This is a genomic window from Burkholderia sp. Tr-20390, assembly GCF_017104595.1.
GTDB lineage: Bacteria > Pseudomonadota > Gammaproteobacteria > Burkholderiales > Burkholderiaceae > Burkholderia.
On the sequence record NZ_JAAGPC010000146.1, the window covers coordinates 1 to 21,887 of the forward strand.

Here is a 21,887-nt window from a genome sequence, read left to right on the forward strand (position 1 = left end):
CGCGCGTCGGGCGAATACCGCGCGAGCCACGCGTCGCCGTCGGTGCGCAAGTTCGCACGTGAGCTCGGCGTCGAAGTTGCACGCGTGCAGGGCTCGGGTCCGAAGGGCCGCATTACGAAGGAAGACGTCACGGGCTTCGTGAAGGGCGTGATGACCGGCCAGCGCGCAGCACCGGCCGCGGCAGCCGCGCCGGCAGGCGGCGGCGAGCTGAACCTGCTGCCGTGGCCGAAGGTCGACTTCTCGAAGTTCGGCCCGTTCGAAGCGAAGCCGCTGTCGCGCATCAAGAAGATCTCGGGCGCGAACCTGCATCGCAACTGGGTGATGATCCCGCACGTCACGAACAACGACGAAGCGGACATCACCGAGCTCGAAGCACTGCGCGTGCAGCTGAACAAGGAGCACGAGAAGGCGGGCGTGAAGTTCACGATGCTCGCGTTCGTGATCAAGGCGGTCGTCGCCGCGCTGAAGAAATTCCCGACGTTCAACGCGAGCCTCGACGGCGACAACCTCGTGTTCAAGCAGTACTACCACATCGGGTTTGCCGCCGACACGCCGAACGGTCTCGTCGTGCCGGTGATCCGCGATGCGGACAAGAAGGGGCTCGTCGACATCGCGAAGGAAATGGCCGAGCTGTCGAAGGCCGCGCGCGACGGCAAGCTGAAGCCGGATCAGATGCAGGGCGGTTGCTTCTCGATCTCGTCGCTCGGCGGGATCGGCGGCACGAACTTTACGCCGATCATCAACGCGCCGGAAGTGGCGATCCTCGGGTTGTCGCGCGGGCAGATGAAGCCGGTGTGGGACGGCAAGCAGTTCGTGCCGCGGCTTACGCTGCCGCTGTCGCTGTCGTATGACCATCGTGTGATCGATGGCGCCGAAGCCGCGCGGTTCAATGCGTATCTCGGCGCGTTGCTCGCCGATTTCCGTCGCATCATTCTTTGATGAGCGGGGGGGCTCGCGGGGGCGTGGGGTTCTTGTTGGTTATCCACGCCCTGTCGTTGAACCTGTTTTGCTAACGGTCTATTAGCGTCGCCCCTGCGCGGGGCGGCGGTCACTTTTCTTTGTCTTCCAAAGAAAAGTAACCAAAAGAAAGGCGCGTCCTTGGGCGGACGGCAAAGGTGGTCCTGCCCAGGTTCGCGTTCTCTTGTCAGGCCGTAGTCTTGGGTTCTTTTGCGGGTTTCTCCCCCCTCTGTCTGCAGCTAATCAAGAAGGGGACAGTAATGAGTCTCATCGAAGTCAAGGTTCCGGATATCGGCGATTTCAGCGGCGTCGATGTCATCGAAGTCAACGTCAAACCCGGCGACGTGATCGAAAAAGAGCAGACGCTCATCACGCTCGAATCCGATAAAGCCTCCATGGAGGTGCCCAGCGACGTCGCCGGCACCGTCAAGGAAATCAAGGTCAAGGCCGGCGAGAAAGTCTCGCAAGGCACGGTCATCGCCATCGTCGAAGCATCAGCTGGCGCCGCCGCACCCGCAAAGGCACCCGAAGCGGCCAAGCCCGCAGCTGCCGCGCCGGCACCGGCCGCCGCCGCTCCGGCACCCGCGCCGCAAGCCGGCAGCTACGCCGGTGCAGCCGACATCGAGTGCGACATGCTCGTGCTCGGCGCCGGCCCCGGCGGCTACTCGGCCGCGTTCCGCGCCGCCGACCTCGGCATGAAGACGGTGCTCGTCGAACGCTATTCGACGCTCGGCGGCGTGTGCCTGAACGTGGGCTGCATCCCGTCGAAGGCGCTGCTGCATACGTCGCTCGTCGTCGAGGAAGCCGCGGCGCTCGCGTCGCACGGCATCACGTTCGGCAAGCCGGAAGTCGATCTCGACAAGCTGCGCGACTTCAAGGGCGGCGTCGTCAAGAAGCTGACGACGGGCCTCGCCGGCATGGCGAAGGCACGCAAGGTCGAAGTGGTCACGGGCGTCGGCGCATTCGTCGATCCGTTCCACATGGAAGTGCAGGGCGAAAACGGCAAGAAGGTCGTGAAGTTCAAGCAGGCGATCATCGCCGCGGGCTCGCAGGCCGTGAAGCTGCCGTTCATGCCGGAAGACCCGCGCGTCGTCGATTCGACCGGCGCACTCGAACTGCGCCAGCTGCCGAAGCGCATGCTCGTGATCGGCGGCGGCATCATCGGCCTCGAAATGGCCACGGTCTACTCGACGCTCGGCGCCGAGATCGACGTCGTCGAAATGATGGACGGCCTGATGATGGGCGCGGACCGCGATCTGGTGAAGGTCTGGGAAAAGTACAACGCGAAGCGCTTCGGCAACGTGATGCTGAAGACCAAGACGGTCGGCGCGGAAGCGAAGGAAGACGGCATCTACGTGAAGTTCGAGGGCGAGAAGGCCCCGGCGGAAGCGCAGCGCTACGACCTCGTGCTCGTCGCGGTGGGCCGCAGCCCGAACGGCAAGAAGATCGGCGCCGACAAGGCAGGTGTCGCGGTCACGGATCGCGGCTTCATCGACATCGACAAGCAGATGCGCACGAACGTCCCGCACATCTTCGCGATCGGCGATATCGTCGGCCAGCCGATGCTCGCGCACAAGGCCGTGCATGAAGGCCACGTCGCAGCGGAAGCCGCACACGGCGAGAAGGCGTACTTCGACGCACTGCAGATCCCGTCGGTGGCGTACACCGATCCGGAAGTGGCGTGGGCCGGCAAGACGGAAGACCAGTGCAAGGCCGAAGGCATCAAGTACGGCAAGGCCGTGTTCCCGTGGGCCGCATCGGGCCGCGCGATCGCGAACGGCCGTGACGAAGGCTTCACGAAGCTGATCTTCGACGAGGAAACCCATCGCGTGATCGGTGGTGCCATCGTCGGCCTGAACGCGGGCGACCTGATCAGCGAAGTGTGCCTCGCCGTCGAGATGGGCGCGGACGCGGAAGACATCGGCAAGACGATCCATCCGCACCCGACGCTCGGCGAATCGGTCGGCATGGCCGCCGAGCTGTACGAAGGCGTTTGTACCGACCTGCCGCCGCAACGCAAGAAGTAACGCGACCGGCTCGGCCGGCAGTGTGCCGGCCACGAAAAAACGCCGCCTCCCGGGCTATCCGGGCGGCGGCGTTTTCTTTTATGCGCGGCCGATGCTCAAACGACCGTTCGAGAATGGTTGGCAACGTGCCGTTTCCAGCATGTTCCGGCGCCAGAAACGAAAAAGCCGCGCTGGGCGCGGCTCTTTCAGGAGCAGGGGACGCTTACGCGGCCGGCTTGCTCGTACGACGTGCAGCAGCGGCGGTAGCAGCCTTCGTTGCGACGGCAGCAGCAGCGTTGAAGTTCGTTTCAGCGATTTCGACGGCTTGCTTCGTGGCCTTCTGAACCGTTTCGTACGTGGTGTTCGCAGCGTTCAGTGCCGACTTCAGTGCAGCGACAGCCGTTTCCGAACCGGCCGGGGCGTTCTTCGCGACGTTGTCGACGAGTGCCTGGACCTTCTTGTTCTGCTCTTCGAATTGCGCTTCGGCGACCTTCGCGAACTCGGCTTGCGTCGACGATGCGATTTCATACAGGTGACGGCCGTACGACAGCACCTTTTCCGCGACCGGCTGCGACAGGCTGGCTTGCAGCGCGATCAGTTCCTGTGCGTCCTTCACCGACAGCAGGCGCTGCGCGTTTTCCTGGCCTTCGGCCAGCGTCGACTTCACGACCTGCAGGTTGAGTTCGATCAGCTTTTCGACGCCTTCGAACGCCTTGGTCGTCAGACCGAACAGGCTTTCGAGGTTGGCTTTCTGGGCGGCGGCGATTTGCTCGGGGGTCAGCAAGGACATGTCAAGCTCCTGAAAAGCGATCGCGTCGATCGCAGGGTAAAGGGCACTACGCTGGGGAACCTCGGATGCGCGTGCTTTGTGCAACGCAGCAATGAGGCTTATTTTAGGGCAGAGAAAACCAATGTCAAGTATTTTTTGTGCGTTGCACAATCGTGACAAATTATCGATAAAACAACGAGTTATCGTGCCTGTTCGGAATCGGTTTCATGCCGCGATCCCAGATGGTGCGCACGGCCGAGGGGCAGGCGCGGCGCACCATGATCATGCACAGGTAAACCTGACAGGCCTGTGGAACGTTATCCTTCTGTTCCTGTCGAAAACGCGCCGTTTCGATGCGCGTCCCGTGGCGACGTGCCGCCGCCACGGCCGAGACCGGCGCCCCTGGCACCCCGAGCGCCGGATACGTAGTTTCCCCGCTTTAAATCGCCTCCGAAGTGACGTTATCTCAATTAACCGTGTGTAATCGGGAGACGGGTACTGTCGGGCAGCGCGTCCCATGGATTTTTTCGATGGGAGCGGGAGGGTTCATTGGTCAGAGGTGGGCCGACCCTTACATTCCGGTTTAACGACGATCGGTAAGTGCCTAATATTGCTCTTTTTTTCAGCTTTAACTACACTTGCGGAAACCTCCCGCCCGCTTTGTCCAGACCCCAATGAAAGCCGAATCGTTTTCACCGCGCAGATTGTTGCAGAGCATGACGCTCGGCACGGCTGTGTCGGTCGCAGTCGCCTTGCTGGCGACCACCGCGTCCGTCGCGCCTGCTGACGCCTTTGCCGCCACTGCGAAGACCCAACAAGCCGCCAAGAAAAAGGCTGTCGCTCCTGCTTCGTCCGCGAAGAAGAAGTCGGCCAAGGCCAGCTCCGACAAATCCGCGAAGGTCGCGGCCGCCGACGCGCCGCGCGCGAAGGCGTCGCGCAAGCGCGTGACGCTCGCGTCGAACGTGCATGGCGGCCATCACGGCGCGGTCCGCAAGGTCGCGTTCCAGCCGCGCCGGCCGACCGTCGGCCAGGCGTTCGGCCTGCACGACACGCCGGACGCGCTCGCACTGCGTTCGAGCGTCGCGTACGTCGTCGACCAGAACTCGGGCGAGCCGCTGTTCGACAAGAATTCGCACGCCGTCGTGCCGATCGCGTCGATCTCGAAGCTGATGACGGCGATGGTCGTGCTCGACTCGAAGACGCCGATGACCGACCAGCTCGAAGTCACGGACGAAGACCGCGACTACGAGAAGGGCACGGGCTCGCGCCTGTCGGTCGGTTCGGTGCTGTCGCGTGAAGACATGCTGCACATCGCGCTGATGGCGTCGGAAAACCGCGCGGCCGCCGCGCTGTCGCGTTACTACCCGGGCGGCCGTCCGGCGTTCATCGCCGCGATGAACGCGAAGGCGAAGTCGCTCGGCATGACCGACACGCACTTCGAGAATTCGACGGGTCTGTCGAGCTCGAACGTGTCGAGCGCACGCGATCTCGTGAAGATGGTCAATGCGGCGTACCAGTACCCGATGATTCGTCAGTTCTCGACCGATCGCACCTACGAGGTGTACACGGGCAAGCGCAACCTGGTCTACAACAGCACGAACGCGCTGATTCGCGGCAATGGCTCGTGGGACATCGGTCTGCAGAAGACGGGTTTCATCAACGAAGCGGGCGAGTGCCTCGTGATGCAGGCGACGATCCACGGCAAGCCGATGGTGATGGTGCTGCTCGATTCGTTCGGCAAGTATTCGCGCTTCGCCGATGCGGCGCGCCTGCGCAACTGGCTCGATGCCGGCGGCGGCGAGCGCCTGACGGCGGCCAACACGCCGAACGGCGGGACCTGATCGCACGATGGCGTGGCGGTTCGCCGCCGCGCCGATGGCTGAAAAAAAGCCCCGCAATCGCGGGGCTTTTTCATAGGGCGCGCGGGAGCGGCTTACGCCTGCCGCTGCAGCCCGTCCGCATCCTTCGCGGGCGCCGGCCGGTAGCCGAGCGATTCCGAAATGGTGAGGGCCGTGCGGCTCAACTGGCCGAGCCACGCATCCTGGAGGCGATCGGCCGGCGCCGACAGCGACAGGCCCGCGACGAGCTTGCCCGAATCGTCGTAGATGCCGGCCGCGATACAGCGCACGCCGAGCTCCAGTTCCTCGTTGTCGCGCGCGCACGATTGCTGGCGGACGATCGTCAGCTCGCGCTCGAGCTTCGCGATGTCGGTGATGCTGTTCTGCGTATGGCCGGACAGCCCCGTACGCGTCGCATACGCGCGCACGCGTGACGTTTCGTCGGCCGCGAGGAACAGCTTGCCGACCGACGTGAGGTGCAGCGGCGCGCGGCCACCGATTGCGCGGACCACCTGCATCCCCGAGCGCTCCGAATACGCACGCTCGATGTAGACGATCTCGTCGCCCTGGCGTACCGACAGGTTCACGGTCTGCCCGGTGAGGCGGTGCAGTTCGCGCATCGGCATCAGCGCCGCGTCGCGTACCGACAGGCGCGCCTTCACGAGGTTGCCGAGCTCCAGCAGCCGCATGCCGAGGCGGTACGTGCCGGGATCGGAGCGGTCGACGAGACGGCAGGTCACCATGTCGTTGAGGATGCGGTGCGCGGTCGACGGGTGCAGCTCCGTCCGCTGCGCAAGCTCCTTCAGGCTGACGGGGTCGCTGTGCGCGGCGAGCGCGTCCAGCAACCGCATCATGCGTTCGATCACCTGGATCGACGTTTTGGAATCCGGGGTGGGTTGGCTCATGTCGGGGGAGAAATCGGTTGACGCGTCAAGCGGTGTTGGAACGATTGTATCTCGTATTGTGAAAAAAGCGAACGCCGTTCGAGGAAATCCTCGTTTCGCGCCGTGCGGGCTTGCGTGAGCGCCGGCGTTGGTCTTGCTGGCCAAACGGCGGATAATGAGAGCCGTTTTCTCGAAGGAGCACGTATGCGAGTCGGTTTGTTCGTGACCTGCCTGGTCGATCTGATGCGCCCCGAAATCGGTTTTTCGGCGCTCAAGCTGATTCGCGACGCCGGCTACGAGGTGATCGTGCCGCCCGCGCAGACTTGCTGCGGCCAGCCGGCCTACAACTCGGGCGACCGTGCGCTCGCGCGTGATCTCGCGGAAAAGACGCTGCGCGAGTTCGAGCAGTTCGATTACGTCGTCGCGCCGTCGGGTTCGTGCGGCGGGATGATTCGCGCCCACTATGGCGACCTGTTCCGCGACGACCCCGAACTGATGGGGCGCTACACGCGGTTCCAGCAGAAAGTCTACGAACTGACCGATTTCCTGGCGAACGTCGCGAAGGTGTCGCTCGCGCCGGGCGAATTCACGGGGCCCGTCACCTATCACGATTCGTGCTCGGGCCTGCGCGAACTCGGCGTGAAGGCGCAGCCGCGCGCGCTGCTCGCGCAGCGCGGCATCGCCGTCACCGAAATGAAGGACTGCGAGCACTGCTGCGGCTTCGGCGGCACGTTCGCGGTCAAGTACGGCGACATTTCGGCGGCCATCGCGGACGAGAAATGCGCGAACGTGCGCGCGTCCGGCACGGGCGCCGTCGTGCTCGGCGATCTCGGCTGCATGCTGAACATCGAAGGGCGGTTGCGCCGCACCGGCGACCGCGACACGCGCGTGCTGCACGTCGCGCAGGTGCTGGCGGGCGACGTCTGACGCCCGGTTCCGCTCACTTTTCCCCGATACCGCGATGCAAGTCCAATCGATGCATTTCAAGGCGCGCGCCGGCCAGAAGCTGGCCGACCAGCGCCTGCAGCAGAACCTGAAGAAGCTGTCGACGAAGTTCGTGTCCGCGCGCGCCGACGCGATGACCGCGATCGACTTCCCGGCCACGCGCGCCGCGCTGAAGGATCGCCGCAACCGCGCGCTGGAGAACCTCGACGTGTGGCTCGAGGCGTTCGAGCGCGAGGCGACGCGGCGCGGCACGGCGGTGCTGTTCGCCGAAACGACCGAGGATGCCGCGCGGCTCGTGGCCGACATCGCGCGCCGTCACGACGTGAAGAAGGTCATCAAGACCAAGTCGATGGTGTCGGAGGAAATGCGCCTGAACGCCGTGCTCGCGGAAATGGGCGTGCAGTCGATCGAGACGGATCTCGGCGAATACATCCTGCAGATCAACGACAACGAGCCGCCGAGCCACATCATCGCGCCCGTCGTGCACAAGGACAAGGACGAGATCGCCGACCTGTTCGCGCGCACGCACCATCGCGAGCGGCTCACCGAGATTCCGGACATGACGCGCGAGGCGCGCGAGGTGCTGCGCCCGCATTTCATGTCGGCCGACATGGGCGTGACGGGCGGCAACTTCGTGATCGCCGAGACCGGTTCGGTCGCGATCGTGACGAACGAAGGGAACGAGGGGATGTGCACGGTGATGCCGCGCGTGCATGTGGCGGTGACGGGCATCGAGAAGGTGCTGCCGACGCTCGAGGATCTCGCGACCGCGATGCGCCTGCTGCCGCGCTCCGCGACCGGGCAGAAGACGTCGAACTATTTCTCGCTACTGACCGGGCCGCGCGGGCCGGGCGACGAGGACGGCCCCGAGCACAACTATGTCGTGCTGGTCGACGGCGGCCGCACGGGGCTGATCGGCGGCGAATTCCAGGAGATGCTGCGCTGCATCCGTTGCGGTGCATGCATGAACCATTGCCCGGTGTATCAGAAGGTCGGCGGCCACGCGTACGGCTGGGTGTACCCGGGGCCGATGGGATCCGTGCTGACGCCGAGCTACGTCGGGCTCGACCGCTCACTCGACCTGCCGCAGGCCGCGACACTTTGCGGGGAATGCGACAGCGTGTGCCCGGCCGGGATTCCGTTGTCGCACCTGTTGCGCACGCTGCGCGAGAAGCAGGTCGAGCGGCACCTGCGGCCGTGGCGCGAGCGGGCGGCGCTCGCCGCATGGGGTTTCTTCGCGCGCCGGCCGATGCTGTACGCGCTGACGACCAAGCTCGCTGTGCGCATCCTCGAGCGGCTGGGCGGCAACGGGGGCACGCTGCGGCGCCTGCCGATGATGGGCGGCTGGATGGACACACGCGACATGCCGACGCCGACCGGGCGCACGTTCCGCGAGCTGTACGCGGCGTCGCAAAGCCACCTCGGCTGACGACTGTTCATCGGGCGACAACAGTGCGTTCGCTATTTGTATATTTATCTCGATAGATGCGGTCTATAGAATCCTGTCTGTAGTCCCCGGAATTGGGTTTCGGGGTACGAGGTCAAGGAGGTCCGCATCATGAAAAAGACAATATCGATGTACTGGCCGCTGGCAATCGTCGTTCCGCTGGCCGCGGCTGCCTATCTGCATGCGATGGCCGAGGCGCCGTCGCGTGGCCCGCTCGCCGTTCACCAGGCATCCGCCGAGCTGGCGCGTGCGGTGTCGTTCGGGCTGGTCGACGATGCGGCGAAGCCGCTGCCGGCGGCGTCCGGCGACGTCGTGCTCGCCGTGCCGAAGGCGCTGTAAGGCATGGCGCCGTCGCTTTGCGCGGCGGCGCGATTTCGGCCGCCTTTGTATAATGGCGGGCTGTTCTCCCACGCGGTTCGCCGCGGCTTTCCGATAGTGCGATGACCCGCGTTTCGATCTGTTTCGTCTGTCTCGGCAACATCTGCCGTTCGCCCACCGCGGAAGGCGTGATGCGTCACCAGGTCGACGCGGCCGCGCTGTCGGACCGGATCGCGATCGATTCGGCCGGCACCGGCGACTGGCATGTCGGCGAGCCGCCCGATACCCGTGCGCAGGCGGCCGCTCGCGGCCGCGGCTATGACCTGTCGGCGCTGCGCGCGCGACAGGTGAGCGCGGCCGATTTCGAGCGCTTCGACCTGTTGCTCGCGATGGACGAGGCGAATCTCGCGGAGCTGCGCCGCCGCTGCCCGCCGCAGCATCGCGACAAGGTGCGCCTGTTGATGGAATTCGCGCCGGATTCGGCCGAAACCGAGGTGGCCGACCCCTATTTCGGCGGTACGCAGGGCTTCGAGCAAGTGCTCGATCAGGTCGAGCGCGCGTGCGCGGGCCTGCTGGAGACGCTCAGGGCCCGTACGGAGCGCTGATCGCGCGGTTTTCAGCGATCTGCGAATACCCTTTCAAAGACATGGATACTTGACTAAAAACGTCAAATATTTATACTTGACCAAAATCGTCAAGATTGCAGTCCCCTAGACACCATGAGACTCACCACCAAAGGCCGTTTCGCCGTCACGGCGATGATTGACTTGGCACTGCGCCAGGAGCAGGGCCCGGTGACGCTTGCAGGCATCAGCCAGCGCCAGCGGATTTCGCTCTCGTATCTCGAACAGCTGTTCGGCAAGCTGCGCAGGCATGAAATCGTCGAATCCGTGCGCGGCCCGGGCGGCGGCTACAACCTCGCGCGTCGCGCGCAGGACGTCACCGTTGCCGACATCATCATCGCGGTCGATGAACCGCTCGACGCCACGCAGTGCGGCGGCAAAGGCACGTGCGACGGCTCGAAGCAGCCCGACGGCCATTGCATGACGCACGAGCTATGGTCGACGCTGAACCAGAAGATGGTCGAATACCTCGATTCGGTGTCGCTGCAGGATCTCGTCGATCAGCAGCGCGCTCGCGAGGGCGCACCTGCGGTGCTGCGCGACCGGCGCACGCCGGAGCCCGTTGCGGCGCCGGCCGAGCCGGTTCGCACGATGCCGCTCGGCCCCAATTCGGTGTTCAACATCGCGAGTTCGTGAGCGCGAAGGCGCCGCCATACCCCATAACGCACATAGTCCCTGCACAGAATTCCCGGAGCGACAGATGACCCAAGACACTCTCCACCTGCCCATCTACATGGATTACAGCGCGACGACGCCGGTCGACCCGCGCGTGGTCGACAAGATGGTGCCGTACCTGCGCGAGCAGTTCGGCAACCCGGCGTCGCGCAGCCACGCGTATGGCTGGGACGCGGAGCGTGCGGTCGAGGAAGCGCGCGAGAACGTGGCCGCGCTCGTGAACGCGGATCCGCGCGAGATCATCTGGACGTCCGGCGCAACGGAATCGGACAACCTCGCGATCAAGGGTGCCGCGAACTTCTACAAGGGCAAGGGCAAGCACATCATCACGGTGAAGACCGAGCACAAGGCCGTGCTCGACACCTGCCGCGAGCTCGAGCGCGACGGTTTCGAAGTCACCTACCTCGACGTGAAGGATGACGGCCTGATCGACCTCGACGTGTTCAAGGCCGCACTGCGCCCGGACACGATCCTCGTGTCGGTGATGCACGTGAACAACGAGATCGGCGTGATCCAGGACATCGAGACGATCGGTGAGATCTGCCGCGAGAAGGGCATCGTGTTCCACGTCGACGCCGCACAGTCGACCGGCAAGGTCGCGATCGACCTCGCGAAGCTGAAGGTCGACCTGATGTCGTTCTCGGCGCACAAGACCTACGGCCCGAAGGGCATCGGCGCGCTGTACGTGCGCCGCAAGCCGCGCGTGCGCATCGAAGCACAGATGCACGGTGGCGGCCACGAGCGCGGCATGCGTTCGGGCACGCTGGCGACGCACCAGATCGTCGGCATGGGCGAAGCGTTCCGTATCGCACGTGAAGAAATGGCGACGGAAAACGAGCGCATCCGCATGCTGCGCGACAAGCTGCTGCGCGGCCTGTCGCAAATCGAGGAAACGTACGTGAACGGCGACATGGAGCGTCGTGTCCCGCACAACCTCAACATCAGTTTCAACTTCGTCGAAGGCGAGTCGCTGATCATGGCGATCAAGGACGTCGCGGTGTCGTCGGGCTCCGCATGCACGTCGGCGTCGCTGGAGCCGTCGTACGTGCTGCGTGCGCTCGGCCGCAACGACGAGCTGGCCCACAGCTCGATCCGCTTCACGGTCGGCCGCTTCACGACGGAGCAGGAAGTCGACTTCGTGATCAACCTGCTGAACAGCAAGATCGCGAAGCTGCGCGAACTCTCGCCGCTCTGGGAAATGCACCAGGAAGGCATCGATCTGTCGACGATCGAATGGGCCGCACACTGAGCGCCGGATTGAACATACCCGCGGGCGGATTCGCGCACGCAGACGTAACGAGTCAAGGAGTCTGAGTCATGTCTTACAGCAACAAGGTTCTGGATCACTACGAAAACCCGCGCAACGTCGGTTCGTTCGCGAAGGACGACGACACGGTCGGCACGGGCATGGTCGGCGCGCCGGCCTGCGGCGACGTGATGAAGCTGCAGATCCGCGTCGGCGCGGACGGCGTGATCGAAGACGCGAAGTTCAAGACCTACGGTTGCGGTTCGGCGATCGCATCGAGCTCGCTCGTCACCGAATGGGTGAAGGGCAAGACGCTCGACGAAGCACTGTCGATCAAGAACACGCAGATCGCGGAAGAACTCGCGCTGCCGCCGGTGAAGATTCACTGCTCGATCCTCGCGGAAGACGCGATCAAGGCAGCCGTGGCCGACTACAAGAAGCGTCACGACACCACGGCAGGCGATCAGGCAGCAGCCTGAGCGGCATCGAGCGGCTTCAGAAGGAACGCGGCGGGCCTTGGTGGCGCGCCGCGGCAAGGACATCATGGCAATTACACTGACCGAAAAAGCAGCACAGCACGTCCAGAAATACCTCGTCCGTCGCGGCAAGGGCATGGGCCTGCGGCTTGGCGTTCGCACGACCGGGTGCTCGGGGCTCGCGTACAAGCTCGAGTATGTCGACGAGCTCGCTCCCGAGGATCAGGTGTTCGAGAGCCATGGCGTGAAGGTGATCGTCGATCCGAAGAGCCTGGCCTACATCGACGGCACCGAGCTCGACTTCGCACGCGAAGGCCTGAACGAAGGGTTCAAGTTCAACAACCCGAACGTGAAGGACGAGTGCGGCTGCGGCGAATCGTTCCGCGTGTGACCACGCGGGTCTCCGCGCGATGCGGGCAAGAGGCGGCATGGGCCGCCTTTTTAATGTGCGGCGTTTGCCGCGCGACGAACCGGAATTGAACGCGACGATGGTCTCGCTGAAAGACAGCCACTTCGACCTGTTTCACCTGCCGGCGCAATTCGCGCTCGACGAGACGGCGCTCGACGCCGCGTATCGGACGGTGCAGACGCAGGTGCACCCGGACCGCTTCGCGGCGGCCGGCGACGCGCAGAAGCGCATCGCGATGCAATGGGCCACCCGCGCGAACGAGGCGTATCGCACGCTGCGCGATCCGCTGAAGCGCGCGTCGTATCTGCTGTCGCTGCGCGGTGTCGACATCGGCGCGGAAAACAACACCGCGATGGAGCCCGCGTTCCTGATGCAGCAGATGGAGTGGCGCGAGGGCATCGAGGATGCCGCGGCCGCCCGCAACGTCGACGCGCTCGACGCGCTGCTCGCCGAGTTGCGCGAAGAGCGGCGCGTGCGGGTGGAGCGCCTCGGCACGTTGCTCGACAGCGGCGCCGATCAGGCGGCCGCCGAGGCCGTGCGCCAGCTGATGTTCATCGAACGGGTCGCGTCGGAAGTGGGCGCGCAGATCGAGCGCCTCGAAACTTAACCGCGTGCCTTGCGGCACGCGCAGCAAACGGGCCGAGCGCCCGAACGAACCAAGATGGCTTTACTGCAAATTTCCGAACCGGGCATGGCGCCGGCGCCGCATCAGCGGCGACTCGCCGTCGGGATCGATCTCGGCACGACGAATTCGCTCGTCGCGGCCGTGCGCAACAGCGTGCCTGAAGTCCTGCCGGACGAAACGGGCCGCGTGCTGCTGCCGTCGGTGGTCCGCTATCTCGAGAAGGGCGGCCGACGCATCGGCCACGAGGCGAAAGAGCAGGCCGCCACCGATCCGCGCAACACGATCGTGTCGGTCAAGCGCTTCATGGGCCGCGGCAAGGCCGAGGTCGAAGGCGCGGCGAATGCGCCGTACGAATTCGTCGATGCGCCGGGCATGGTGCAGATCCGTACCATCGACGGCGTGAAGAGCCCGGTCGAAGTGTCGGCCGAGATTCTCGCGACGCTGCGTTATCGCGCGGAAGATTCGCTTGGCGACGACCTGGTTGGCGCGGTGATCACGGTGCCCGCGTATTTCGACGAAGCGCAACGCCAGGCGACCAAGGATGCCGCGCGCCTCGCGGGCCTCAACGTGCTGCGCCTGCTGAACGAACCGACCGCCGCGGCGATCGCCTACGGTCTCGACAACGGGGCCGAAGGCCTCTATGCGGTGTATGACCTCGGCGGCGGCACGTTCGACCTGTCGATCCTGAAGCTGACGAAGGGCGTGTTCGAAGTGCTGGCCGCGGGCGGCGATTCCGCGCTCGGCGGCGACGATTTCGACCATGCGCTGTTCGATCACGTGCTCGCGCAAGCCGGCATCGATGCGAAGACGCTCGCGCCCGAAGATGTGCGCCTGCTGCTCGACCGTGTGCGCGTGCTGAAGGAAGCGCTGTCGTCCGCGCCGGAGGCGTCGCTCGACGTCACGCTGTCGGGTGGCGCGCACCTCGTGCAGACGATCTCGCACGACACGTTCGCGTCGCTCGTCGAGCCGCTCGTGCAGCGCACGCTCACGCCGACCCGCAAGGCGCTGCGCGACGCGCAGGTCACGCCGGCCGACATCAAGGGTGTCGTGCTCGTCGGCGGCGCGACGCGCATGCCGGTGATCCGCGACGCGGTCGCGAAGTATTTCGGCCAGCCGCCGCTCGTGAACCTCGATCCGGATCAGGTCGTCGCGCTCGGCGCGGCGATCCAGGCCGACCTGCTCGCAGGCAATCGCGGCACCGGCGACGACTGGCTGCTGCTCGACGTGATTCCGCTGTCGCTCGGTGTCGAGACGATGGGCGGCCTCGTCGAGAAGATCATTCCGCGCAACTCGACGATTCCGATCGCGCGCGCGCAGGAATTCACGACCTTCAAGGACGGCCAGACCGCGATGGCGATCCACGTCGTGCAGGGCGAGCGCGAGCTCGTCGCCGACTGCCGGTCGCTCGCGCGCTTCGAGCTGCGCGGCATTCCGCCGATGACGGCCGGCGCCGCACGCATTCGCGTGACCTATCAGGTCGACGCGGACGGGCTGCTGTCGGTGTTCGCCCGCGAGCAGCTGTCGGGCGTCGAGGCGTCGGTCGTCGTGAAGCCGTCGTACGGTCTTGCCGACGACGACATCGCGAAGATGCTCGAGGACAGCTTCAAGACCGCCGAAATCGACATGCGCGCCCGCGCGCTGCGCGAAGCGCAGGTCGAGGCCGAGCGGATGCTCGAGGCGACGCAGGCCGCGCTGGCGGCCGACGGCGAACTGCTCGACGCGGACGAGCGCACGCAAGTCGACGCGCTGGCCGCGGCGCTGAGTGCGGTGGCGCAAGGCGACGATACGAACGCGATCGAAGCGGCGACCAAGGCGCTGGCCGACGGCACCGACGAATTCGCGGCGCGCCGGATGGACAAGAGCATCAAGCGCGCGCTGTCGGGCCGCCGGCTCGACGAGATCTGAACTTACGAACTGCGCATCGGCCGGCAACGGCCCGCGCGACAATGAACCGTGCGGCGCCTGGCGCCGCACCCTGACTGACGGAACGGACATGCCTCAACTGGTGGTGCTGCCTCACGTCGAACTGTGCCCGGATGGCGCGGTGATCGACGCGACGCCTGGCAAGAGTATCTGCGACAACCTGCTCGAACACGGGATCGAGATCGAGCATGCATGCGAGAAGTCGTGCGCGTGCACGACGTGCCACGTGGTGATCCGCGAAGGCTTCAACGATCTGACGCCGTCCGAGGAGGACGAGGACGATCTGCTGGACAAGGCGTGGGGCCTCGAGCCGACGTCGCGCCTGTCGTGCCAGGCGATCGTGAAGGAAGATTCGGACCTGGTGGTCGAGATTCCGAAGTACTCGATCAACCACGCGAAGGAAAACCACTGACAGGAACCGGAGGCAGGCGATGAAATGGACCGATTCGCGTGAAATAGCCATTGCGCTGGCGGACAAGCACCCGGACATCGACCCGCAGCGGATCAACTTCGTCGACCTGCGCCAGTGGGTGCTCGAGCTCGACGGCTTCAACGACGATCCGACGCACTCCGGCGAGAAGATCCTCGAAGCGATCCAGGCCCACTGGATCGACGAATCTGACTTCGACGACGAAGACTGAGCCCCGCGTGCGCCGCAACGGCGCAGACGGCGGTCAATGAAAAAACGGCTCGTGAGCGATTGCTCACGAGCCGTTTTTCGTTTTCAGGCCGCTTGCCCGCGCACGTTGCGCGGGCTGGGGAGTCACGCGATCACGCGCCGACCAGCGTGCCGTTCTGGATCCGCACGCGCTGGCCCTGGCCGAACGGCGGCGGGTTGCGGTACGTGAACGTGCGCGTCGCGCCGCTTTCCATCTGCACTTGCACCTGGTAGTCGGTTTCCGCGCGCACCTGCTTCTCGACCTGGTTGCCGGCGAGACCGCCGCCCAGTGCGCCGATGATCGTCATCGCCGTGCGGCCGTTGCCGTTGCCGAACTGGTTGCCGAGCAGGCCGCCGGCTGCTGCGCCGCCCACGGCGCCGATCCCCGAACTCTGGCCCGGCGTGCGCGTCTGCGTGATCGCGACGACCGTGCCGCAGCTCTGGCAGTACGACTGCGCGGGCGCCGATGGCTGCTGCGCGTATTGGGGCGGCTGCGGTGCCGTGGTGTGACGGCGATGCGGCGCAGCCGGACGCGGCGCGGGCTTCGGTTCAGCCTGCGCGACGGCGGCCTTCTGCTCGGCAGCCTTCTGCTGCGCGGCGGCCTGTTCGGCCGCCTGCTGCTGGGCCTGTGCGGCCAGCGCGGCGCTGGCGGCAGCTGCCGTATCGACCGCCGGCTGCGACGCGATCAGCGCGGCCTGGGTCTGGCCGTTCTGTTCGTTGCTGCTGGTGGCTTTCGGGAAGACGCCCGTGATCGCTGCCGTCGCCGCGAGGCTGGCGACGATGACGGCGCCGGCCGCGGTGGCGATCAGCGGGTGGAGGCGTTGCTTTTGCGGCGTGGTCTGATTCTGGTTGTCCATTTTGTTCTCCAATGTCGATCCGGATCGGCGCGCTGCGCCGGAGCAGGATCCCACGCTCGGGAGCGAGCAGACTCGGCGTTCCGGCGCCTCGTTCTGGTCCCGTGGTCATGCGTGGTGACGCAACAGGAGTGTCGTCCACGGCCCAGCGGCGCGCCGTATCAAGGTGTAACGAATTGCAGCGGAGCATCGGCAGCCATGACAGGGAAAACCCGGAAAAGGCCGTCGCGACGAGGGGATAAAACGGGGGAGGATCGAAAGCCGGCGGACGCCGGCTGGCGGGATTTACGCGTCGTTACAAAGCTGACGCGTGCGCGCCGCAGGGCGCGGCGCACACGCGGGCGCAGCGATCAGTCTTCGCGGCGCAGGTGCGGGAACAGCAGCACGTCGCGGATCGTCGGGCTGTCGGTCAGCAGCATCACGAGGCGGTCGATGCCGATCCCGCAGCCGCCGGTCGGAGGCATCCCGTACTCGAGCGCGCGGATGTAGTCGGCGTCGAAGAACATCGCTTCCTCGTCGCCCGCATCCTTCTGCTCGACCTGCTTCTTGAAGCGCGCGGCCTGGTCTTCCGGATCGTTCAGCTCCGAGAAGCCGTTCGCGATTTCGCGGCCGGTCATGAACAGCTCGAAACGCTCGGTGATGCCCGGCACCGTATCCGATGCGCGTGCGAGCGGCGACACCTCGACCGGGTAGTCGATGATGAAGGTCGGCTCCCACAGCTGCGCTTCGGCCGTTTCCTCGAACAGCGCGAGCTGCAGCGCGCCGATGCCTGCGTTCAGGAACGCCGGCTGCGACACGTCGACGCCGAAGCGCTTCAGTTCGGTGCGCAGGAACGCGTCGTCCGACAGCTGGCCGTCGGTGTAGTCCGGCGCGTACTTCTGGATCGCCTGCGTGATCGTCAGGCGGTGGAACGGCTTCGCCAGATCGAGCTCGCGGCCCTGGTACTGGATCGTCGCGGTGCCGAGCGCATCGATCGCCGCCTGGCGGATCAGCTGCTCGGTGAAGTCCATCAGCCAGCGGTAGTCGGTGTACGCGGCGTAGAACTCCATCATCGTGAATTCCGGGTTGTGACGCGGCGACACGCCTTCGTTCCGGAAGTTACGGTTGATTTCGAACACGCGTTCGAAGCCGCCGACGATCAGGCGCTTCAGGTAGAGCTCCGGCGCGATGCGCAGGAACATCTGCATGTCGAGCGCGTTGTGATGCGTGACGAACGGCTTCGCGGCCGCGCCGCCCGGGATCGGGTGCAGCATCGGCGTCTCGACTTCCATGAACTCGGCGTTGTCCATGAACTTGCGGATCGACGCGATCGTCTTGGTGCGGGCGCGGAACGTGTCGCGCGTTTCCGGCGTGACGATCAGGTCGACGTAGCGCTGGCGGTAGCGCATTTCCTGGTCCGACAGGCCGTGGAACTTGTCCGGCAGCGGGCGCAGCGCCTTCGACAGCAGGCGCAGTTCCTTGCACTGGACCGACAGCTCGCCCTTGTTGGTGCGGAACAGCACGCCGCGCGCGGCGACGATGTCGCCGAGGTCCCACCTCTTGAATGCGTCGTAGGTTTCCGCGCCGACGTCGTTCGGCGTCACGAAGAACTGGATCTGGCCCGAACCATCCTGCACCGTCGCGAAGCTTGCCTTGCCCATCACGCGCTTGAGCATCATGCGGCCGGCGACCGACACCTCGACCGGGTTCGCTTCGAGCGCGGCCTTGTCCGAGTCGGCGAATTTCGTCTGCAGATCGGCTGCGTGATGTTCCGGGCGGAAATCGTTCGGGTAGGCGACGCCTTGCTCGCGCAGGGCGCGCAGCTTCTCGCGGCGCTCGGCGATGATCTGGTTTTCGTCCGCGGTGACGGCGGGCTGCGTTTGGGTCGGTTCGGTCATGATGGTCGGAATTCGGAGTGGGTGCGGCAACGCAAACGGGAAGGGCAAGGGGGCGCGACCCGGCAGGGTCGCGCCGCGGCGCTTACACGCCCTGTTTGAGGCTCGCGCTGATGAAGTCGTCGAGGTCGCCGTCGAGGACGGCGCGCGTGTTGCTCATTTCGACGTTCGTGCGCAGGTCCTTCACGCGGCTCTGGTCGAGCACGTACGAACGGATCTGGTGGCCCCAGCCCACATCGGTCTTGCTCGATTCGAGCTTGTCCTGTTCGGCCTGGCGCTTGCGCATTTCAACTTCGTACAGGCGCGATTTCAGCATCGCCATCGCTTCGGCGCGGTTGCGGTGCTGCGAGCGGTCGTTCTGGCACTGCACGACGATACCGGTCGGCATGTGCGTGATCCGCACCGCGGAGTCGGTCTTGTTGATGTGCTGACCGCCCGCGCCCGATGCGCGGTACGTGTCGATGCGCAGATCGGCCGGGTTGATCTCGACTTCGATCGAATCGTCGATTTCCGGGTAGACGAACACCGACGAGAACGACGTGTGGCGGCCGCCCGACGAGTCGAACGGCGACTTGCGCACGAGGCGGTGGATGCCCGTTTCGGTGCGCAGGAAGCCGTACGCGTATTCGCCCGAGACCTTGACCGTCGCGTTCTTGATGCCGGCGACGTCGCCGTCGGACTCTTCGAGCACTTCGGCCTTGAAGCCCTTGCGTTCGCAGTAGCGCAGGTACTGGCGCAGCAGCATCGATGCCCAGTCGCACGCCTCGGTGCCGCCGGCGCCGGCCTGGATGTCGATGAAGCAGTTGTTCGGGTCGGCCGGGTTCGAGAACATCCGGCGGAACTCGATGTCGCCCACGCGTGCCTCGAGCTTCGCGGCGTCTTCTTCCGACGCAACGAGCGTGTCCTCGTCACCTTCCTCGCGGGCCAGCTCGAACAGGTCGAGCGCGTCGCGCAGGTCGCCATCGAGCGCGGTGAGCGTCGTGACGACGCCCTCGAGCAGCTTCTTCTCGCGACCGAGCGCCTGGGCGTTCTTCGAATCGTTCCAGACGTTCGGGTCTTCGAGTTCCTTGTTGACTTCGGTCAGACGCGCAGCTTTGGCGTCGTAGTCAAAGATACCCCCGAAGCTCGCCCGCGCGGTTGCGCAGGTCGAGCAGGGAGCTTTCGATCGCGTTGAGACGTTCCGCTTCCATGATCGTTCGCTATTCTTGCTTCGTAAAAAAGCGGAATTATAGCCGATCGGCGGGGTTGCCCGGTGACGCAAACGGTGCTCGCACGCGCGCCGCGGCCCCGTCCGGCGCGGCGTGCATGCATCGGCGGGCAGTGCGGGCCGGGCGGCCCGCGCTCAGCCGGCCGCGTGTTCGACGATCAGCTGGACGCGCGTGACGCCGTTCCACGTGTCCGCGACGAGGCGGTAGGCGACCAGCGCGCTCTCCGGCAGCGGCTCCGTGTGGTTGAACCAGATCGCGTTGAAGCGCTGGCGGCCGCGCGCCAGTTGCAGCTTCAGGTGCTTTTCCTTCACGAGCGACTGCGACACGACGTCGAATTCGCCGGAGAAAAGCGGGGCCGGAAAGCCTTGCCCCCAGACGGCCTCGTCGAGCAGCCCGACGAACTGCGGCGTGAAGTACGCATCCTCGAGTTCGCCGTCGGTCTCGATCACGCGGGCGAGCGCGTCGTCGGACAGCCATTCGCGCGCGACGGCCTCGAACGCGGCCGCGAAGCGCGGCACGTTCCCGGTGTCGAGCGTGAGGCCGGCCGCCATCGCGTGGCCGCCGAACGCGACGATCAGGTCCGGTTCGCGTTTCGACACGAGGTCGAGCGCGTCGCGCAGGTGGAAGCCGGGAATCGAGCGGCCCGAGCCCTTGACCCGCTTGCCTTCGTCGTCCGCGTGCGCAAACGTGAACGACGGGCGGTGGAATTTTTCCTTGAGCCGGCCGGCGACGATGCCGATCACGCCCTGGTGCCACTCGGGGTTGAAGAGGGTGATCGTGCACGCGTCGGCCGGATCGACGTCGGCGAGATCGGCGAGCGCCTGCTGCTGCATGCCGGCCTCGATCTCGCGGCGTTCGCGGTTCATCACGTCGAGCTGCTGCGCGAGATCCCACGCGCGGCCGATGTCGTCGGTGATCAGGCACTCGATGCCGAGCGACATGTCGGACAGCCGTCCGGCGGCATTCAGGCGCGGGCCGAGGCCGAAGCCGAGGTCGAAGCCCGATGCCGTACGCGCTTCGCGCGCGGCCGCGCGGAACAGCGCGGCGACGCCCGGCTGCATGCGGCCGTTGCGGATGCGCTGCAGCCCCTGCGCGACCAGCACGCGATTGTTGCCGTCGAGCCGCACGACGTCGGCGACGGTGCCGAGCGCGACGAGGTCGAGCAGGCCGTCGAGGCGCGGCTCGGCTTCCTTGCTCGCGAACGCGCCGCGGCGGCGCAGCTCGGCGCGCAGCGCGAGCAGCACGTAGAACATCACGCCGACGCCGGCGAGGTGCTTGCTCGGGAACGCGCAGCCGGGCTGGTTCGGGTTGACGATCGCGCGCGCGGCGGGCAGCGCGTCGCCGGGCAGGTGGTGGTCGGTCACGAGCACGTCGATGCCGCGCGCGTTCGCGGCTTCGACGCCCGTGACGCTCGCGATGCCGTTGTCGACGGTGATCAGCAGGTCGGGCTTGCGCGCGGCGGCGAGTTCGACGATCTCGGGCGTGAGGCCGTAGCCGTATTCGAATCGGTTCGGCACCAGGTAGTCGATCTGCGCGCCGAACATCCGCAGGCCGCGCACCGCGACCGCGCATGCGGTCGCACCGTCGCAGTCGTAGTCGGCGACGACGAGCAGGCGCCGCTTGTCGGCGATCGCGTCGGCGAGCAGCGATGCAGCGTCGGCGCAGCCTTTCAGCTCGGTGGGCGGAACGAGTCGCGCCAGCGCGGTTTCGATGTCGGCGGGGGACTGCACGCCGCGCGACGCGTACAGGCGCGCAAGGACGGGATGCAGGCCGTGGCGCGCGAGCACTTCGGCGTCGGCGGGCGCGACGGGGCGGGTAACGATCCGGGTCATACGGGGTCTGCTTTGTTATTCGAACAGGGAGGCCAGCGCGCGGCGGCGCCAGAACTTGCGCAGATCGCCGCGCGTCGCGTGCAGCGTCAAGGAACTCGTGTCGCCGCACAGCGTGAAATCGACGCTCGCGAGCTCGCCGTTCTGCAGCGCGGCAAGGGCCGGCGCGAACCAGTCGCGCTCGAGCGCGGCGAGTCCGTGGTTCAGGCCTTCGGCGCACGCAACCCAATAATCAAGCTTCGGGCCGCACAGTTCAGAAACCTTCATTCAGTCCTCGCATTCGGTATTGGCCCGCAGTTCGACCAGAAATAGGCCATCCGCCT

At 65.8% G+C, this 21,887-nt stretch carries 21 protein-coding genes and 1 pseudogene; 15 read left to right on the top strand and 7 right to left on the bottom strand.

What is annotated here, in order from left to right; translation table 11 throughout:
- Together G3N98_RS29320 and lpdA are read left to right on the top strand one after the other, a co-directional pair.
- A partial coding sequence (locus tag G3N98_RS29320) for a dihydrolipoyllysine-residue acetyltransferase (RefSeq protein WP_206150123.1) occupies positions 1 to 939 on the top strand: 939 nt, incomplete at its 5' end.
- Positions 940 to 1,217: 278 nt separating this feature from the next.
- Positions 1,218 to 2,984 carry a dihydrolipoyl dehydrogenase gene (gene lpdA / locus G3N98_RS29325; protein WP_206150125.1) on the top strand — a complete coding sequence of 589 codons (1,767 nt, stop codon included), beginning with the start codon at positions 1,218 to 1,220 and terminating at the stop codon, positions 2,982 to 2,984.
- A 202-nt stretch (positions 2,985 to 3,186) separates the two neighbouring features.
- Here the strand turns inward: lpdA and G3N98_RS29330 are convergent, their stop codons facing one another.
- Entirely contained in the window at positions 3,187 to 3,753 is a 567-nt protein-coding gene (locus G3N98_RS29330) for a phasin family protein (RefSeq protein ID WP_039364780.1), read from the bottom strand.
- A 653-nt stretch (positions 3,754 to 4,406) separates the two neighbouring features.
- Here G3N98_RS29330 and pbpG point away from each other — a divergent pair.
- Positions 4,407 to 5,573: a D-alanyl-D-alanine endopeptidase gene (gene pbpG, locus G3N98_RS29335; RefSeq protein WP_089425763.1), complete on the top strand. Its 1,167-nt coding sequence runs from the start codon at positions 4,407 to 4,409 to the stop codon at positions 5,571 to 5,573.
- A 92-nt stretch (positions 5,574 to 5,665) separates the two neighbouring features.
- On the opposite strand, the gene G3N98_RS29340 is transcribed toward pbpG, so the two are convergent.
- A complete protein-coding gene (locus G3N98_RS29340; protein ID WP_034183553.1) occupies positions 5,666 to 6,475 on the bottom strand; it encodes an IclR family transcriptional regulator in 810 nt (269 codons plus the stop codon).
- A gap of 183 nt (positions 6,476 to 6,658) precedes the next feature.
- Here G3N98_RS29340 and G3N98_RS29345 point away from each other — a divergent pair, with 183 nt between their 5' ends.
- From G3N98_RS29345 to iscX, 12 genes are all read left to right on the top strand, one after another.
- Positions 6,659 to 7,381: a (Fe-S)-binding protein gene (locus tag G3N98_RS29345; protein WP_069248359.1), complete on the top strand. Its 723-nt coding sequence runs from the start codon at positions 6,659 to 6,661 to the stop codon at positions 7,379 to 7,381.
- 34 nt (positions 7,382 to 7,415) lie between these two features.
- Positions 7,416 to 8,828: a lactate utilization protein B gene (locus tag G3N98_RS29350; RefSeq protein ID WP_206150126.1), complete on the top strand. Its 1,413-nt coding sequence runs from the start codon at positions 7,416 to 7,418 to the stop codon at positions 8,826 to 8,828.
- Between the two features lie 129 nt (positions 8,829 to 8,957).
- Entirely contained in the window at positions 8,958 to 9,185 is a 228-nt protein-coding gene (locus G3N98_RS29355; RefSeq protein WP_089425760.1) for a hypothetical protein, read from the top strand.
- 101 nt (positions 9,186 to 9,286) lie between these two features.
- Positions 9,287 to 9,769 carry a low molecular weight protein-tyrosine-phosphatase gene (locus G3N98_RS29360; protein ID WP_175238562.1) on the top strand — a complete coding sequence of 161 codons (483 nt, stop codon included), beginning with the start codon at positions 9,287 to 9,289 and terminating at the stop codon, positions 9,767 to 9,769.
- Positions 9,770 to 9,883: 114 nt separating this feature from the next.
- Positions 9,884 to 10,423, top strand: a complete 540-nt coding sequence (gene iscR / locus G3N98_RS29365; RefSeq protein ID WP_009691731.1) for a Fe-S cluster assembly transcriptional regulator IscR — start codon at positions 9,884 to 9,886, stop codon at positions 10,421 to 10,423.
- Positions 10,424 to 10,487: 64 nt separating this feature from the next.
- Positions 10,488 to 11,711 carry an IscS subfamily cysteine desulfurase gene (locus G3N98_RS29370; protein ID WP_046546057.1) on the top strand — a complete coding sequence of 408 codons (1,224 nt, stop codon included), beginning with the start codon at positions 10,488 to 10,490 and terminating at the stop codon, positions 11,709 to 11,711.
- Between the two features lie 68 nt (positions 11,712 to 11,779).
- Positions 11,780 to 12,187, top strand: a complete 408-nt coding sequence (iscU, locus tag G3N98_RS29375) for a Fe-S cluster assembly scaffold IscU (protein WP_089425757.1) — start codon at positions 11,780 to 11,782, stop codon at positions 12,185 to 12,187.
- A gap of 64 nt (positions 12,188 to 12,251) precedes the next feature.
- A complete protein-coding gene (gene iscA, locus G3N98_RS29380; protein ID WP_012492710.1) occupies positions 12,252 to 12,575 on the top strand; it encodes an iron-sulfur cluster assembly protein IscA in 324 nt (107 codons plus the stop codon).
- Between the two features lie 97 nt (positions 12,576 to 12,672).
- Complete coding sequence (hscB, locus tag G3N98_RS29385; protein ID WP_042973645.1) at positions 12,673 to 13,200, top strand: Fe-S protein assembly co-chaperone HscB; 528 nt, start codon at positions 12,673 to 12,675, stop codon at positions 13,198 to 13,200.
- A gap of 54 nt (positions 13,201 to 13,254) precedes the next feature.
- On the top strand, positions 13,255 to 15,123 hold the full coding sequence (hscA, locus tag G3N98_RS29390) for a Fe-S protein assembly chaperone HscA (protein ID WP_206150127.1): 1,869 nt from the start codon (positions 13,255 to 13,257) through the stop codon (positions 15,121 to 15,123).
- Positions 15,124 to 15,211: 88 nt separating this feature from the next.
- The gene (gene fdx / locus G3N98_RS29395) at positions 15,212 to 15,553 is read left to right on the top strand and encodes an ISC system 2Fe-2S type ferredoxin (protein WP_011352558.1); all 342 of its coding nucleotides are present in this window, start codon (positions 15,212 to 15,214) and stop codon (positions 15,551 to 15,553) included.
- A gap of 19 nt (positions 15,554 to 15,572) precedes the next feature.
- Complete coding sequence (gene iscX, locus G3N98_RS29400; RefSeq protein ID WP_011352557.1) at positions 15,573 to 15,782, top strand: Fe-S cluster assembly protein IscX; 210 nt, start codon at positions 15,573 to 15,575, stop codon at positions 15,780 to 15,782.
- A gap of 130 nt (positions 15,783 to 15,912) precedes the next feature.
- Here iscX and G3N98_RS29405 read toward each other — a convergent pair whose 3' ends face one another.
- From G3N98_RS29405 to G3N98_RS29425, 5 genes and pseudogenes are all read right to left on the bottom strand, one after another.
- Positions 15,913 to 16,656, bottom strand: a complete 744-nt coding sequence (locus G3N98_RS29405) for a glycine zipper 2TM domain-containing protein (RefSeq protein WP_089425755.1) — start codon at positions 16,654 to 16,656, stop codon at positions 15,913 to 15,915.
- 347 nt (positions 16,657 to 17,003) lie between these two features.
- Entirely contained in the window at positions 17,004 to 18,530 is a 1,527-nt protein-coding gene (gene lysS / locus G3N98_RS29410; RefSeq protein WP_206150128.1) for a lysine--tRNA ligase, read from the bottom strand.
- 82 nt (positions 18,531 to 18,612) lie between these two features.
- Positions 18,613 to 19,717, bottom strand: a protein-coding gene (gene prfB, locus G3N98_RS29415) for a peptide chain release factor 2 (RefSeq protein WP_111941483.1) whose coding sequence is annotated in 2 segments (ribosomal slippage) — positions 18,613 to 19,635 and positions 19,637 to 19,717 — 1,104 coding nt in all. Because the reading frame shifts where the segments join, the coding sequence is not laid out codon by codon here.
- 152 nt (positions 19,718 to 19,869) lie between these two features.
- Positions 19,870 to 21,567: a single-stranded-DNA-specific exonuclease RecJ gene (gene recJ, locus G3N98_RS29420; RefSeq protein WP_206150129.1), complete on the bottom strand. Its 1,698-nt coding sequence runs from the start codon at positions 21,565 to 21,567 to the stop codon at positions 19,870 to 19,872.
- A gap of 15 nt (positions 21,568 to 21,582) precedes the next feature.
- A pseudogene (locus G3N98_RS29425) lies at positions 21,583 to 21,759 on the bottom strand (regulator); the annotation flags it as partial.
- Positions 21,760 to 21,887 lie beyond the last annotated feature (128 nt).

Excerpts from the sequence above, each read along its gene's own strand:
- lpdA (WP_206150125.1), top strand. The coding sequence starts at position 1,218 with ATGAGTCTCATCGAAGTCAAGGTTCCGGATATCGGCGATTTCAGCGGC.
- G3N98_RS29330 (WP_039364780.1), bottom strand. The coding sequence starts at position 3,753 with ATGTCCTTGCTGACCCCCGAGCAAATCGCCGCCGCCCAGAAAGCCAAC.
- pbpG (WP_089425763.1), top strand. The coding sequence starts at position 4,407 with ATGAAAGCCGAATCGTTTTCACCGCGCAGATTGTTGCAGAGCATGACG.
- G3N98_RS29340 (WP_034183553.1), bottom strand. The coding sequence starts at position 6,475 with ATGAGCCAACCCACCCCGGATTCCAAAACGTCGATCCAGGTGATCGAA.
- G3N98_RS29345 (WP_069248359.1), top strand. The coding sequence starts at position 6,659 with ATGCGAGTCGGTTTGTTCGTGACCTGCCTGGTCGATCTGATGCGCCCC.
- G3N98_RS29350 (WP_206150126.1), top strand. The coding sequence starts at position 7,416 with ATGCAAGTCCAATCGATGCATTTCAAGGCGCGCGCCGGCCAGAAGCTG.
- G3N98_RS29355 (WP_089425760.1), top strand. The coding sequence starts at position 8,958 with ATGAAAAAGACAATATCGATGTACTGGCCGCTGGCAATCGTCGTTCCG.
- G3N98_RS29360 (WP_175238562.1), top strand. The coding sequence starts at position 9,287 with ATGACCCGCGTTTCGATCTGTTTCGTCTGTCTCGGCAACATCTGCCGT.
- iscR (WP_009691731.1), top strand. The coding sequence starts at position 9,884 with ATGAGACTCACCACCAAAGGCCGTTTCGCCGTCACGGCGATGATTGAC.
- G3N98_RS29370 (WP_046546057.1), top strand. The coding sequence starts at position 10,488 with ATGACCCAAGACACTCTCCACCTGCCCATCTACATGGATTACAGCGCG.
- iscU (WP_089425757.1), top strand. The coding sequence starts at position 11,780 with ATGTCTTACAGCAACAAGGTTCTGGATCACTACGAAAACCCGCGCAAC.
- iscA (WP_012492710.1), top strand. The coding sequence starts at position 12,252 with ATGGCAATTACACTGACCGAAAAAGCAGCACAGCACGTCCAGAAATAC.
- hscB (WP_042973645.1), top strand. The coding sequence starts at position 12,673 with ATGGTCTCGCTGAAAGACAGCCACTTCGACCTGTTTCACCTGCCGGCG.
- hscA (WP_206150127.1), top strand. The coding sequence starts at position 13,255 with ATGGCTTTACTGCAAATTTCCGAACCGGGCATGGCGCCGGCGCCGCAT.
- fdx (WP_011352558.1), top strand. The coding sequence starts at position 15,212 with ATGCCTCAACTGGTGGTGCTGCCTCACGTCGAACTGTGCCCGGATGGC.
- iscX (WP_011352557.1), top strand. The coding sequence starts at position 15,573 with ATGAAATGGACCGATTCGCGTGAAATAGCCATTGCGCTGGCGGACAAG.
- G3N98_RS29405 (WP_089425755.1), bottom strand. The coding sequence starts at position 16,656 with ATGGACAACCAGAATCAGACCACGCCGCAAAAGCAACGCCTCCACCCG.
- lysS (WP_206150128.1), bottom strand. The coding sequence starts at position 18,530 with ATGACCGAACCGACCCAAACGCAGCCCGCCGTCACCGCGGACGAAAAC.
- recJ (WP_206150129.1), bottom strand. The coding sequence starts at position 21,567 with ATGACCCGGATCGTTACCCGCCCCGTCGCGCCCGCCGACGCCGAAGTG.